We start from the raw sequence: 14,558 nt of genomic DNA, 5'->3' as shown, positions 1-14,558 counted from the left end.
GCGGGAGGCAGCGCATGGCAACGATGGGTGATGGCGAGCTCGGCGGTTTCGGAGAGCTCGAGGACGATATGGACAGCGGCATGAACGACGCGCAGACGAGGGAGACCGGCGACGAGAACCTCGTCGAGGGCGCGCTCGCCCGAAAGGCAGCCCCCGCAACATCCGCAACCGCGATCACGCGCGAGCAGAGGCGCTCGCGTCGCAAGCGTGAGGTCCGCGCCCGGACGATCAGCGTCAAGCGCATGACCAAGCGCGAGCTCGAGATCGGGCGGATGCTCTATCCCGAGGTGGACTACTGGAAGCCGCGCACGCGCGCCGAGTGCGCCGACGGTCCGCGGCCGTGCCCGTACGTGTCGTGCAAGCACCACCTGTTCCTCGACGTGTCGGCAAGGACGGGCGCAATCAAGCTGAACTTCCCGGATCTCGAAGCCTGGGAGATGAGCGAGAGCTGCGCGCTCGACGTGGCCGATCGTGGTGGCACGACGCTCGAAGACGTGGGCGCCATCATGAACCTGACGCGCGAGCGCATCCGTCAGGTCGAGGTGAAGGCACTCGCAAAGCTGCAAGCGCTGCGCGACATGATGGGGCTGCGCGACTACGTGGACGAGGGTCCCGTCGGCAAGCGTCGTCTGCCCGTGCTCGCGCAGAGCGACGACGAGGACATCGACGAGGAAGAGCGCGACGAGGACGAGGACGACGACGATTTCGATGATGACGACGCCGCCGAGGCCAAGGCAGATTCGGATTCGGATTCGAAGGAGCCGCAGCTTCTCGAAGAGTCGGACGATCTGTTCTGAGGGGAGCCCCGCAGCGGCGTAGCGCCGGGGTTTCACCCCGGTCCCGACCAGGGGCTGTTCGCCCCTGGACCCGAACCAGGGCAAGCCCTGGACCTCAGGTGCATCGACCGCGATGCGGTCGATGCATGGGATCAGGGATCCGGGTGCGTCTCGACCACGAGGAGCGCGTTTTCGGCGAGGGACGTCGCAAGGAAGGCGGCGATCGCTTGGGCCGTGGGCGTTTCGCGGGGCGTTTGGCTGCGGCCAGACCAGAGCTGGATGAGGCGGCGGCGCGGGTCGGCGCGTGATTCGGTGTCACGTCGCGACGCGAGCGCCGCAGCGCGGCTGAACTCCGGCGCGCCAAGGCCCGAGCGCGAGAGCCGGCCAAGGAGCGCGCGGACGTCGTTCACCGCAGACGCAAGCAAATCCGAAGGCGCGCGGACGTCGATGACGAGCGCAGCAGCTTGATTCGTGCCGACGATGCGCGCCGTCGCGCGGACGCCGTTCGAAGGCGGGAGCGCAGCCTCGAGGAGGCCACCGTCGCCGCCGAGCGCGAGCGCGACGAAGAGCGCGAGGTCGTGGCCAGACGCAGAGACGGCCGGCATGGGCGCCGCGACGAGCGCCTGCGCGAGGCCTGCATCACGCGCGAGGCGCGCCGTGAGCGGGCCCGTGCGAGGCGCGCCGCGTGTCGAGGTCGGACAAGCGCGCGCAGGCGGTCGCGGGACGAGCCATCGATCCACGGCCTGCGCGACCTCCGCAGCTTGCGCGGCGTCCGCATTCGCGAGCACCGCGAGGCGGAGCGGTCCTTCGAGGAGCGTGCGCAGCCGGAGGCGCGTGCCTTCGAGGCCCGCACCAGAGACACGCGTGTAGACGCCGAGCGGATCGAGCCACGAGGGATGTTCGGGCACGAGCGCGGACGCGAGCGTTTCGAAGGCGACGCCGCCGCGGCCGGTCGTGCGCTCGATGTGCGCGAGCGCCGAGGTGCGCGCTTCGGTGAGCGCGAGCGACGTGAGCGCAGTCGGCGACAAGGCACGCGCAGCCGCATCGCCGACACGCCGCGCGAGTTCGACGGGCGTTTCGTGTTCGTCACGCGGCGCGGCATGCGCGACGAGGCCGACGCCATCCGGTCCGACCCAAGGTTCGAGGGCGACACCCGCGTTCGGATCACGCGAGGCCGCGGCCGCGAGCATCGCGAGCGCCGTCAAGCCCGCGTCGGTCGCGCCTTCGTCGACGACGCCACAAGGGCTCGCGACGAGGGCCCAGAGCTCACCCTGGCCACGCTCGACAGCGGCGCGACGCTCGACGACAGGCTCGTTCGCCTTCGCCCACGCGCTGTCGAGCTCGGCGGCGAAGGTGCGTCCGGACGATCCAGGCGCGGTCGTTGCGCGTGGCGGCAAGGCGAGCGCGACGGCGAGACGCGGAGGCGCAGAAGGAACGGGCGTCGTGAGATCCCACCAGGCAGCGCGGGATGCGGCGTCGCGCGGGTCGGCCGCGGAGAGGATCTGGCGCATCGCGACAGAGGCGTTCGCAGGGGCCGCGCTTTCGAGGCGGATTTCGTGACGCGTGATGGCAGCCGCGCGGGCAGCTGCGCGCTCGAGCGCAGCGGGATCGATGCGCACGTCGGGCTCGATGGTGACGCTCACGCAGCCGCCGCGGGCGCGCGCGACGCCGACGACCTCCACGGCGTGGAACGCTTCCGGCAAGCTGCCGAGCCGCGCATGGAGCGGTGAGCCCGGAGCCGCGAGGCGCTCAGCGGTCGCGACCGCGCCGAGGGCATCGCCGAGCCGAACGGCGAGCGTGACCTGACCGCGCGGCGCGCTCTGCGGCGGCGCGACGTAACTCGCAACGGTGTCGGCGGTCGGGAAGGGATCGGCGGCGGGCTCGCCGATGGGCCAGCCTTCGCTCGCTTCGAGCGCCTTCGCGACGAGCGCGCCGAACGACGCGGGGCCGACGGCGGCGATGGAGGCGCGTCCTGCGTGCAGACCTTCGCGGCGTTGTCCTTCGAGCTCGCCGGCGAACGTGGGCGCAGCGGGATCGGGCACGGGCTCGCTCGGCGAGAGGCCGAGGCGCCCCGTGCACGCGGAGGCGGCCGCGAGCTCAGGCGCGTCGAGCGGCGTCTTGCGCAAGGCCAAAAGGCGGCGCGTGACGAGCGGCGTCTCGGGCCCGTTCGCGACGACGGGATCGCGCATCGCGCGGACGAGCGCACCGAAGAAGGGCGTGATGCGCGTGGTGTTGTCGACGAGCCACTCGACGCGGAAGCCGGTGCGATCGGCGCGCACGCGCGTCTCGAACCCCGCGGTCGTGAGGCGCGCCTCGACGAGCGCCGAGAGCACAGCGGCCGTGGCCGGGCCCGGATCCGTGGCGAACGCGACGGCGATGGCGGGCGCGGGATCACCGTCGCGGTTCACGAGCGTGAGGCGCGGGCGTTCGTCGAGGGCATGGACCTCGATCCCCGCGATCGGCGCGCCCCCGGGCGCGGTGAGCACCGAAGGACCACCCCGCGTGGACGTTGCATTCGCGCCGCTGCAAGAGGTGAGCACGAGGGGCGCGGCGAGCGCGGCGAAGCGCACGAACGTTCGCGACGGAGGCCGCCGCGGGTGGGTGTCGGGCGGGGTCTCGGGCGTCGTCTTCATGGCCGGTGCGAGGCGCGAGCTCGGGGGATCAGAGCTCGAAGTCGGCCGCGGAGCGAGGCGCGATCTTGAAGCCGTAGAAGTAGGTGACGACGCCGGTGACGGCCTTGAACTTCACGCCCTCGGCGAGGAGCGGGCCCTTGTTCTTCAGGTCGAAGAGCTCGTTCGAGATGCTCGGCACGTCGATCTGGCTGATGCCGCCGCCGACGTCGATCGGCGCGGAGTAACGGCCGCTGCTCTCGTACGCCTTGTCGGCGATCTCGACATTTTCGATGCGCACGAGCATGCCGAGCCACTGGCGCGCGCCTTCGTACGTCTTGAGGTCGGTGGTCGGGATCGTCCTCGCGGGAAGGTCCGGGCCGAGCTCGAAGCGGAACGTCATGGTGCCGCCGATCTCCGGCAAGGTGCGGCACTGCGGGAACGGGCCGCTCGTGGGACCGGGGAACTCCATGAGGTTGCCGAGCACGTCGACGACGTCGCCCTCGGCGAGGCGTAGATCCGGCGGGCTGAACGAGGGCGCGTACACCGTCATGCCGGAGTAGGGGCCGATCGGATCAGCGCAGCCGTCTTGCACGTAGTAGTTGCCCGACGCGCCGTTCCCGGTCTCGTCGAAGCGATCGATGGCCACGATGCGCAGGCCCGAGAGGTTGACCGGCCGATCGGGCGGGTAGCTGCACAAATTGCTCATCGCCTGGTCGGGATCGACCCAGGTCGGCTCCGAGACGACGTCGGACAGTCGGTCGCCTCCGCCACAAGGATCGGCGGCGGGCTTGCTGGGCGGATCTCCCGTGCCGCCGTCACCCGTGCCGCTGCAGGCCGAGGTGGCCAGGGCGACGAGGAGCGCAAACAAGGAAGTCCGCGCGGCAACGCGGGTCGGGGCGCACGGGGCGAAGCGGTCGCGAAACAAGCGCATCTCCTGCCCGGGTCTTACCACGTCTCGGGCGATGCTTGGATCCAAAGGCCCGGGCAGCTCGTTCGTGTCGCCCGCGAAACCATGCCTGCCCCGAGGCGCGCACGTTGCTATAGGGAGAACGTGCTCTCCGGTCGCGCGCTCGCTCTCGTGGTGCTTGCCTGGTCGCTGTTCAAGGTCCTCGTCGGGAGGCTGTTCGGGCGGAAGACGGGCCTCCCGCTGTTCCACGAGAACTACGACGCCGACGGCCTGCCGGCGCTCGACCCGTCGGAGCGCGAGCGCGTCGCGAGTTTTTCGCGGTGTATCGCGTGCGGGCGTTGCGACGTGGGCGAGGCGGATCGCATCGCGGCCTCGAACGGGGAGTACCCCGGGCTCATGACGATCGTGCTCTCGTCGTCGCGCAGCATGCCGGACTACGACGCCGCGGCACGCTCGCTCGCGCACGTGCCGATGGAGGTGCTCGCGCAGAAGGAAGAGATCTGCCCGACACGCGTGCCCTTCGTCGAACTCGCTCGGTTCGTGCGATCGAAGGCCGGCGCAAAGCAGCTCCCGGCGCCGAGCGTCATGGCCCGGGCGGCCACGGAAGACGCGGAGGCAGCACCGGCAGAGCGCGAGCATCCTCCGGCGACGGCTCCGACGTAGGATTTGCTTTTCGCCCCCAGCATGTCGGGATAGACGGGAGATACGGCCGCGCCTCGGGCGCGCCTCCCGATCATGCTGGTTCGACGTCTCTTTCCTGGGCTCGCGCTCGCAGCGCTCCTCGGCCTGTCCACGGGTTGCGGCGGCGGCGCGGAAACGGCGGGGCGAGGCGCGGTGACGCCGGATGCGGCGTCCGCGGGCGGAGCCGGGGCGGGGCGTGAAGAGCGCGGCAAGGCGAGTTATTACGCGGACAAGTTGAAGGGGCGGCCAACCGCGAGCGGCGAGCCATACGAGCCGACCGAGCTCACGGCCGCGCACAAGACGCTGCCGTTCGGCGCGATCGTGCGGGTCGAGCGCGAGGGACGTTCGGTCGAGGTGCGGATCAACGATCGGGGTCCTCACGTGCGAGGGCGGATCATCGATCTGTCGCGGCGCGCGGCCGAGGCGCTAGGGATCGTGCGGATGGGCGTCGCCGACGTGGTGCTGCGCGTGGTGTCGATGCCGCCGCCGAAGACAGCGGCGAAGAAGAAGAAGCGTCGCTGATACAGGCATCGCCTGCCGTTGCGCCGGGGTTTCACCCCGGACCCGACCAGGGGTTGTCCACCCCTGGACCCGGACCAGCGCAAGCGCTGGACTCGGGGTCGATGAACTGCGCGATGCGCAGTTCATCGAACGGTCGCCGTCAAGAGGCCCGTCATCCTGCCGAACACGTGCCCTCTGCCGTCGACGGCGCGTGTTCGGCGGCGCAACGGATGCCTCCGGCCGGCGACCGCCGGAGGGACGTTGCCCGCCCTCCTGACGTTGGCCTCGGCGCTGGCTGATCGTCCCCTGCGACAAGGCACATCAACGGCCGACGGTCCGTGTTCGGCTGCTCGACAAGGCTCGTCGGCCGCCTCCGACCCGTGTCTTCGGGCTCGACCTTCCCCGGGGAACACGCCTCGCCACTTGTCCGGCGGCGAGATACTTGCCCTGTCGCGCCGACGAGCCTTGTTCGGCTTCGCGACCGAGGTCCGGCGACGGTGACGTGGCATGTCGCGGAGCAGAACAGACGAGGACGAGGGCCGATGTCGCCTGTCAGCGCTGCGACTTTGGTCTTGGTCGGCAGAATCGCCCTTGGTCTTGCCACGGCCTGTTCGATGAACTGCGCGTTGCGCAGTTCATCGACCCCGGGTCCAGCCCCTGGCTGGTCCGGGTCCAGGGGCGGACAGCCCCTGGTGGGGCCTGGGGCAACGCCCCAGCGCTACGCCGCCCCGAGAGCCCCTCTCACACGAGCCGGAGCCGCGGGCCGGTGGAGAACGCGGCGATGTGGCCGCTCTCTTCGACGACGTAGACGTCGCAACGCTCGTCCACGCGGAAGAGATCGGGCACGAGATCGGCCGGGACGCGGCCGAGGAGTTTTCCATCGCGAGGACGCACGACGAAGAGCTCGCTCTGCGGGACGAAGAGCGCGCCCGAGCGGAGCATCGGCTCGAGCCTTCGCGGCCTGTCGCCCTCGGCGCCGCCGAAGACGTGACGGTAACGCGTCGCGCCGTCCTTCGCGTCGATGGCCACGAGCTCGCCGCCCTCGCTGTTGAGGATGACGGTGCCGTCGACGACGAGGCACGAGGCCGCTGAGGCGCAGGCGACGATGTCGAAGCGCGGGGCGCCTGTGGCGCGATCGAAGCCGACGAGACCCGTGCCGCGGCGGCCGTGCGTCTGGATGACGACCGTGTCCGGCGCGAGCAGGGGCGCGCCGAGTGGGCGCGTCTCGGCGGGAAGATCGATGCTCCAGCGCGCGGCGCCGGACCAGGGATCGATGTGGTGCAGGCGCGCGCTGCCGCGATCGACGAACGCGCCGTCGCCGCTCACCGCGAAGAGCGCGTCGTGATCGACGGTGACGTGCGAGGCGAAGCGGCGGCGATCGCAGAACCGCCAGACGACCTCACCCGTGAGCACGTCGAGCGCGACGAGCGCGGACTCGCCCGAGGCCACGACGAGCAACTTGCCCGCGCGACGCACCCGGAACATGCCGCTCCTCCGCGACGCGTAGCGCCACCGCACCTCGCCGCCGTGCAGATCGATCGCGGCGAGGTGGCGCGCGCCTTCGTTGACGACGAGCATGCGCGGGAGGCCCTGCGTGCTCACGACGACGCCCGACGCGCTCGCGCCGGTGCGCGGCGTGAGGTTCGTGGTCCAGAGGACGTCGCCCGTCTGCAGGTCGTGCAGGTGGAGCGCGCCTTCCGCCTCCATGCGCGCGAGGCCGAGGGGCGTCATCACGCTCGCGGCGCGAGGCACGGGCCGCGTCCACGCGAGCTCGCCGGTGCGACGATCGATGCAGGAAAGCTCGCGCGTGGCGCCGACGACGAGCGCGTCGCCGCAGAGGAAGGTGGCGCGCAGGTCGATCGAGGGGATCGCGGCGAACCAGCGCGGGGTGTAACGCAGGCGGCTCGAGGCGAGGGTCTCGTCCTCGGGCGGAGCCGGCGGCTGGCGGAGGGACGCGGCGAAGGCGCGGTAGCCCTCGGGCGCGTCGTTGATCTTGGAGTCGTCGCGCGTGAGGTCGCGCATGCGCTCGCCGAGCTCGCGCACCTTCGTGCGGAACGCGGAGAGGCGGAGGTTCTGCGCCTGCGCGCGGTCGCGGCGCACGACGCTCCGCGCGAGGGCGCGGCCGAAGGCGACGACGCTCTGCACGAGCGCGCCCACGTCGACGGCGGGGAACGTCCACACGTGTCCACGCTCGTCGGCGCCGCGGCGCGGCATGCCGATCGTGAGCGAGGCGTGGCCCTCGCCCTGGATACGCACGGCGCAGATGGCGCCGCCGATGGTGAGGCGCCGGTAGTAGGGCCGGCCGAGCGCCCACGCCGAGAGCGCCTCGAGCGTGATCTCGACGAGCTGCTCCGCGAAGAGGAACACGAACACGTCGGGCAGCTCGCGCGCATGCTCGGCGACGATGACGCGCAGCTTGCCGCGGAAGAGGAGCGCGAAGAGATCGGCGCGTTGCACGGCCGTCTCCGCCGTGGCCGAAGGCACGGGCGTGCGCATGAGGATGTCGGCCGCGATGGTGATCGGCACGTCACCCGTCGGCTCGACCGCGACGACGGCGGGCTCGGGGAGGTCTTCCCCCGAACCGAAGGGCGCGCTCGCGGCGAGGTGCTCGCGGGCCGCGGCGATACGCGCGGCTTCGCCGTAGAGCTGCGACCGCGGCCCTTCGCCGTCGAGGGCGGCGAGCGAGGCGATGGCGCTCTGCTCCGAGCGGCCCGCGAGCGCGTCGAGCGCGCCGAGGATCCGCGTGGAGAGCGCGTCGCCGTCGACACGTCGCTCGTGGATCGCCACCTCGGGCTTCGAGCTCGTCTGCGCGAGGGAGACGAGCACGTCTCGTCCGGCGCGTTCGAGGCCGAGCTCCCAGGGCTCGCCGCAGAGGCTCACGCGGAGGGCGGCGCGGCGCCTGCGCGAAGCGCAGAGGTCCGCGACGGAATAAGCGAGGTCGATCACGAGCGAGGTCGCGTCTCGCTCGGGAAGGACGGTGGCGTCAGGGGCGCGATCGAGCACGAGGTCGAAGAGCGCGCGCAGCGCCGGGCTGTCGACCGAGGTGGTCGAGGCAGGCTGGATCTCGGGGCGTCGGGCAACGAGAGTGAGGCCGGTCATCCGTGGGCCGAATGCTAGAGAGGCTTCTGTCGCTTCCTAAGTTTTGTGCATCGATCGTCGCGGAGTGGACAAACCGATGGAGTGTCGCTAGGAGCCCGTCCGTGCCGGTTTTTTGGCCGCGCGCCCTTGGATTCGCCGCGCTCGGCGCGGTGCTCGCGCTCCTGCCGGCGCTCGTCCTGTACGGCTTCACGGTCGACGACGCGCTCATCCCCGCGCGCTACGCGACGCACATCGCACGTGGCCTCGGCTACCGCTGGAACATGCACGGGCCGATCACCGACGCCGTGACGCCGCTCGGGTTTCCTTACTTGCTCGCGCCGTTCGCCGCGCGTGGACCCCTCGACGCGCTCGCAGCCGCGAAGTTTCTTGGGCTGCTCGCATGGACAGCGGCGGCGGCGCTGCTCGCGGTCACGATCGATCGTGCCTCTTCGTCTCGCGCGCGCTGGTCCGCGCTCGTGATGTTGCCCGCGTCGGCGCCGCTCGCGGCCTGGAGCGTCGCAGGGCTCGAAACGGGCCTCGCGACGGCGCTCGTGTCGATCGCGGTGTGCCTCGTCGCGCTCGGGCGCCCCGGGGCGGGCGTGTTTCCGCTCGGGCTCGCAGCCGCGCTTCGGCCGGAGCTCTTGCCGTTCGTGCTCGTCGTCGCGATGACCCCGCCGCCGGGGGAGCCGATGCGCCTCGGACGCGCCGAGGTGGTTCGTGGGGCTCTCGCAGCGGCTCCTTTTTTTCTCGTCGTTGCGATCCGCCTCGCCGTGTTTGGTCGTCCCACGCCGCTCGCCGTGCTCGCCAAGCCCTCGGATCCCTCGCTCGGCGCGAAGTACGCCCTCGCGTGCTTCTTGCTCACGGGCCCGCTCGCGCTCGTCGCGCCGCGCGCGCTCCTGCGATCGACGGCATTCGTGCGCGGGCTCGTGCTCGCCGTCGCCGTGCACTTCGCCGCGGTCGCCGTCGCGGGCGGCGACTGGATGCCACTCTCGCGCCTCGTCGTCCCCGTGCTCCCCGCGGTGATCCTCGCCGCTGCGCATCTTGCCTCCGTCGCGGACGCGCGCGTGACGGCGGCGCGCGTCGCGCTCGCGCTCGCGGGCGAGCTCTTCGTCATGATCAAGATCGGCCCCGTGGCCGCGCGTGTCGGGGCGGCTCGGACCGCGCTCGTGCGTGAGCTCGGTCCCGCGCTCGAAGGCGCTCGTGTCGTGGCTTCGCTCGACGCCGGCTGGGTCGGCGCGGCGACCGAGGCGAGCATCGTGGATCTCGCGGGGCTCACGGATCCGGCGATCGCAGCCTTGCCCGGCGGGCACACGACGAAGCGCATCGCGCCGGCGATGCTCGACGCGCGTGGCGTGGATACGCTCGTCCTCCTGCTCGCGCCGGGCGCGCGGGTCGAGACGCCGTGGACGGCTTCGATCTTCGATCGCGGCGTCGAGGCGCGGATCGCGAGTTTCCCGGAAATGGCCGCGAACTTCGTGGTGACCGCGGAGAGCCGCGTGCCCGGCTTGCCGTACGTGGTGCTGCGCCTTCGGGCCGACGCGGCGAGGGACGTCAGGGGCGAAGCCCCTTGATCCGAGGCCACGGCCGGCCTTTGATGCGGCCATGGCGCGGCTCGTCGAAAGCCTCTCGAACTTCTTCGGACGGGTCGAAATCCTGGCCCGCGGCCTCGAAAACGAGCGCCGCGCCGCAGAGCTCTCGCTCGCGCGGGGCCGTCCGCTCGAAGCGCGTGACCTCGCGCGGACGATCCTCGCGAGCGTGCCCGGCTCGCCGCTCGGGCTCGCGCTTTGGGCGGACGCTGCCGAGGATGCGGGCCTCGATCACGAGGCTGCCGAGGCGCTCGCGGAACTCGCCACGCTCGTCCCCTGGCGCGCCGACGTGTGGCTCCGGCTCGGTCAGGCGCGAGCGCGCATGGGCGACGTGCGTGCCTCCGAGGCGCTCGAGCGCGCCGCCGACGCGCCCGAGGAACGCGAGGCCGCGCGGCTCGCGCTGCTCGACCTGTGTGATCGTGACCTCTGGGCCAGCGATCCGGCGCGGGCCGGCCGCTGGCTCGATCGTATCGGCACGTCGCTCGCGGTGGCCGCGACGACCGGGACCGAGCTGCCTGCAGCGCCCGATCGCGAGGTTGCGCTGCGACGCGCCGAGTGCGCGCTCGCGCTCGGTGACGTGAACGCGGCTGCGCGGTATGCGCCCGTCATCGACCCCGAGCGAATCGACGGCCGCGGCGCGCTCGTCCGCGCGCGGCTCGCGTTCGCCGCAGGGCAGTGGTCGACCGCGCTCGAGCTCGGCCTGCGCGCCTGCATCCTCGACGCGTCAGGCTCCGCGGAGCTGCTCTCTGCGCTCATCGCAGGCTGCCGCGACGTCGTACTCGTCGATCGTGCGCGACGCGTGGTGACGGCGGCGGGCCTCATCGAGGAGCCCGCGTGGGCCGCGGCGTTCGCGTTCGCCGAGGGCCGGCGGGCCGACGCGCGCGCCGCGCTTTCACGAGGCCTCTCCGCCGGGCACGCGGGCGCCGCCGCCGCGCTGCTCCGGCTCGCCACCGAGACGCGGGATCTCGACGCGCTGCATGCGCTCGCCGCGCGTGATCCGGGCCGCCTGCCCGAGGACCTGGGCACGCTTCGCGAGGGCGCCGTGCTCGCGGCCGAGGGACGTCATCGCGCGGCCCTCGCCAAGCTCGAGCGCGTATCAGGCGAGGCAGCGGCGTGGGCGGCCGAGATCGCGAGCGGCATCATCCGGAGCTGGGTCCCGGGCGATGGCATCGCCTCCTGGCCCGACTTGCTCGACGAGCTCGGCCGCTCCGCGCGCGCGCTCGAGCGGCTCGACGTCGTCACGGGCGTCGAGGCGATCGCCGTCGAGCGCGAGCGTCCGCTGCGTGTCGCCGTGGTGGGCGAGTTCAACGCCGGCAAGAGCACCTTCCTGAACGCGCTCCTCGGCGAGGACGTCGCGCCGACGGGCGTCTTGCCCACGACCGCGACGCTGCACTGGGTCGCGTGGGCGCCGGATCCTTTCGCGCGGATCGTGGTGCGCGGCGCGCCCGATCGCGTCGTACCGCACGCCGGCTTGAAGGCTGCATTGAAGAGCCTCGCGGGCAGCGGCGAGCGGGTCGAGCGGGTCTTCATCTACGCGCCGATCGAGCGACTCAAGCGCGTGGAGATCCTCGACACGCCGGGCTTCAACGCGCCCGATCCCGATCACATCGCGGCGGCGCGGCAGGCCTTCGACGAGGCGCACGTCGCCGTCTGGCTGCTCGACGCGAGCGGACCGATGAAGGAGAGCGAGCGGCGCGTGCTCTCCGAGATCAAAGGCCTCGGCGTGCCCGTGCAGATCCTCGTCAACAAGGCCGATCGCCTCTCGCCCGACGAGCTCGCACATGTCCTCGTGCATGTGCAGAAGAGCCTCGAAGAGACGGGGATCGGCTCCTACGCGGCTCCGCTCGCGTTCTCCGCGCGGCTCTCCTTGAAGGGCAAGCTCGGCGACGCGGCCGCGCTCGAAGCTTCGGGATGGGCGGGCGTCGAGGCGCTCTTCGCCGAGCGGATCGTCGATCGCTCGGCGGAACTGCGCGAGCGCGCCCTCCGCCGCAGGGCGCTTCGTATCGCGCGCGAGCTCGCGTCGGTCGCGGCCGCGCGCGCCGCGGAGGATCGGGCGAAGATCCAGGAGGCGCGCGCGATGCACGAGGTGCTCCTCGCGTCCGCGGCCAAGCTTCGCCACGATCGACGCACGATCGCGGCCTCGATCGAAAAAGGGCTCGAGCATGCGCGGCGCGTGCTCGCCGCGGATCTGCGCCCCCTCGGCGATCTCGCGGACGAGCGAAAGCGCACCGATCCGGGGCTCGAGGCCTATGTCGAAGAGCGCTTCGTTTCCAGGCTCACGGACCCCTTGGTACACGAGATCGCGCAGCACGCCGGCGTCGCGGTACCGCCCGCGGCCGCGGCCTCCGTGCGCGCCGCGCTCATGGGCGCGGTGGCTGCGCTGGAGAGGCCTGCCGAGCGTGTCGATCAGCCGCTCGGGCGCGTGATCGAAGCTGCGATCGTGGCCTTCGCGGCGGCGCTCGTGGCCGCGACGGAGGTGGGCCTGCCTGCGGCGCCGTTCGCGCTTATCGAGCAGCGTGCGGCGATGGTGGAGCGCGCACTCTCCGCAAAGACGTGAGCGGCCCGGCCCGGAAAAACACTTTGGAGGCTCGCGGGCCGCGTATTTCGTACCCCGCTCGTCTGCACGCGGGTATCATCGCGCCCAAGAATTTTGCGGGATCGAGGCAAGATCATGGATTTGTCGTTTGGCGGAAGCAGTGACACGCAGAAGCGAAATTCGTATCGGCGCGGCCTCCTCGGCGGGCTCGCGCTCGCGCTCGGTATCGTCGCGATCACGCCCTCCTGCTCCGTCATCGTCGACACGGGCACGAAGCAGTGCGAGGTGAACACCGACTGCCCGAACGGCATGAAGTGCGAGGCAGGTGTCTGCGTCGGCGGCGGCGACGTTCTCTGCGCGAAGACGAGCGACTGCGGCTCGCTCGGCCAGGATCAGTTCTGCCGCAAGGGGCCTGGTGATGCGTCCGGCGTTTGCAGGTCGCTGCTGTCCCCCGAGTGTCAGGTCGTCGAAGGGGATCCGACGGCCGACAACGTCTTCCTGATCGGCTCGATTCACCCGACCACGGCGACGGGCTTCGACGGCGAGATCGGCGTGTCGATGGAGAACAGCATCCGGCTCGCGGTCCGGGACATGAAGCAGAACGTCGGCGGTCTGCCGCCGGTCGGGGAAGGGGCCACGCGCCCCGTCGCGATGATCGGCTGCACCGATGCGGGCGAGGGCAGCGTGAGCGTCAAGGCGGCCAAGCACCTCATCGACAACCTCGGCGTCCAGGCCATCATCGGCGGCGCCTTCAGCGGCGTCGCGATCCAGACGGCCAACGAGGCGACGGTCCCAGGGGGCGCGCTGTTCATCAGCGCGTCCGCCACGGGCATCGCGTTGACGGACCTCTCCGACAAGCCCGCGGGCGCGACGGCCGGGCTCGTGTGGCGCACCGTCCCTTCGGACATCTTCCAGGCGAACGCGATCGTGCAGTACGTGCCGAAGCTCGAGGAGCGGATCCGCATGGAACTCGGGCTGATGGATGAGCAGATCAAGCTCGCGCTCGTCCACAAGGGGGACGCATACGGCCAGGGCCTCCGAACCGCCCTCCAGACGACGCTGACCTTCAACGACAAGCCCGCGCTCGACAACGGCGAGAACTTCCTCATCGTCGACTACGGCGATCCTGACGGCACGACCAAGTACCCCGAGACGCTCGAAGCGGTGAAGAACCACGGCTCGCACATCGTCCTGCTCATCGGGACGGGCGAGGCGGTGTCGTCGCTGTATGGCCCCATCGAGATCGGGTGGAACAGCGCGCTCGGGTACAAGCCGCGGTACGTTTTCTCCGACTCGAACTACAACACCGGCGCGCTCGCGGGTGCCATCGACGTCGGGGCGGATGCCGCGGCCAAGGCCGACTGGCGCAGGCGCACCACGGGCGTCGTGCCCGGTCCGCAGAACACCGACCAGAACTACCAGCTCTTCGTGAACCTGTACGGGACGACGTTCGGGACCGAGAACGGCGACCCCTCGATCCTCGGCGCAGCGAGCGCGTATGACGCCGCCTACTTGCTGTTCTACAGCGCGTCGACGATCGCCGACGGCGTCATCACGGGCCGGAAACTCGCCGCGGGGATGACGAAGATGTCGAAAGCGGATCCTCCCGGGGACGAGATCAACTCCGGCCCGACCAAGCTCAGCGATACGATGAAGAAGCTCATGTTGGGCGAATACAAGTCCATCGATTACAACGGCGCCTTCGGCCCGCTCGACTTCGACCCCGAGACGAATGATCCCGTGGCGAACATCCAGGTGTTCTGCCTGTCCGACGATGGAACCGGCAAGACCAAGGAGCAGCTCTCAGGCCTGTACTACGAAGCTGACTCGCATTCGCTCAAGGGCTTGTTCACCGACGCCTGCAAGTAAAGCGGCTCGCTG

9 protein-coding genes are annotated in these 14,558 nt (G+C 71.2%); 6 read left to right on the top strand and 3 right to left on the bottom strand.

Features of this window, described 5'->3' with window-relative positions:
• The first annotated feature begins 14 nt into the window (after window positions 1–14).
• A complete protein-coding gene (locus KEG57_RS23685) occupies window positions 15–797 on the top strand; it encodes a sigma factor-like helix-turn-helix DNA-binding protein (protein WP_272423152.1) in 783 nt (260 codons plus the stop codon).
• Window positions 798–928: 131 nt separating this feature from the next.
• On the opposite strand, the gene KEG57_RS23680 is transcribed toward KEG57_RS23685, so the two are convergent.
• Both KEG57_RS23680 and KEG57_RS23675 read right to left on the bottom strand, forming a co-directional pair.
• Window positions 929–3,409 (bottom strand): hypothetical protein, encoded by a 2,481-nt coding sequence (locus KEG57_RS23680; RefSeq protein WP_272423150.1) that lies wholly within the window; start codon window positions 3,407–3,409, stop codon window positions 929–931.
• Window positions 3,410–3,437: 28 nt separating this feature from the next.
• Window positions 3,438–4,256, bottom strand: coding sequence for a hypothetical protein (locus KEG57_RS23675; protein ID WP_272423148.1), 819 nt, complete (start codon window positions 4,254–4,256; stop codon window positions 3,438–3,440).
• Window positions 4,257–4,439: 183 nt separating this feature from the next.
• Here KEG57_RS23675 and KEG57_RS23670 point away from each other — a divergent pair, with 183 nt between their 5' ends.
• Both KEG57_RS23670 and KEG57_RS23665 read left to right on the top strand, forming a co-directional pair.
• On the top strand, window positions 4,440–4,958 hold the full coding sequence (locus tag KEG57_RS23670) for a hypothetical protein (protein ID WP_272423147.1): 519 nt from the start codon (window positions 4,440–4,442) through the stop codon (window positions 4,956–4,958).
• Window positions 4,959–5,030: 72 nt separating this feature from the next.
• Window positions 5,031–5,498, top strand: a complete 468-nt coding sequence (locus KEG57_RS23665) for a septal ring lytic transglycosylase RlpA family protein (RefSeq protein WP_272423145.1) — start codon at window positions 5,031–5,033, stop codon at window positions 5,496–5,498.
• Window positions 5,499–6,218: 720 nt separating this feature from the next.
• Here the strand turns inward: KEG57_RS23665 and KEG57_RS23660 are convergent.
• Window positions 6,219–8,576, bottom strand: a complete 2,358-nt coding sequence (locus KEG57_RS23660; RefSeq protein ID WP_272423144.1) for a PQQ-binding-like beta-propeller repeat protein — start codon at window positions 8,574–8,576, stop codon at window positions 6,219–6,221.
• 101 nt (window positions 8,577–8,677) lie between these two features.
• Between KEG57_RS23660 and KEG57_RS23655 the strand changes: the two genes are divergently transcribed.
• The 3 genes from KEG57_RS23655 (at window position 8,678) to KEG57_RS23645 (ending at window position 14,546) form a co-directional block, all read left to right on the top strand.
• Window positions 8,678–10,126 (top strand): DUF8728 domain-containing protein, encoded by a 1,449-nt coding sequence (locus tag KEG57_RS23655; RefSeq protein ID WP_272458812.1) that lies wholly within the window; start codon window positions 8,678–8,680, stop codon window positions 10,124–10,126.
• A gap of 31 nt (window positions 10,127–10,157) precedes the next feature.
• Entirely contained in the window at window positions 10,158–12,698 is a 2,541-nt protein-coding gene (locus KEG57_RS23650) for a dynamin family protein (RefSeq protein WP_272423141.1), read from the top strand.
• A 114-nt stretch (window positions 12,699–12,812) separates the two neighbouring features.
• Window positions 12,813–14,546: an ABC transporter substrate-binding protein gene (locus tag KEG57_RS23645; protein ID WP_272423139.1), complete on the top strand. Its 1,734-nt coding sequence runs from the start codon at window positions 12,813–12,815 to the stop codon at window positions 14,544–14,546.
• Window positions 14,547–14,558 lie beyond the last annotated feature (12 nt).

It is taken from the genome of Polyangium jinanense, from assembly GCF_028435365.1.
This window is presented reverse-complemented; position numbering and strand designations above follow the sequence as displayed.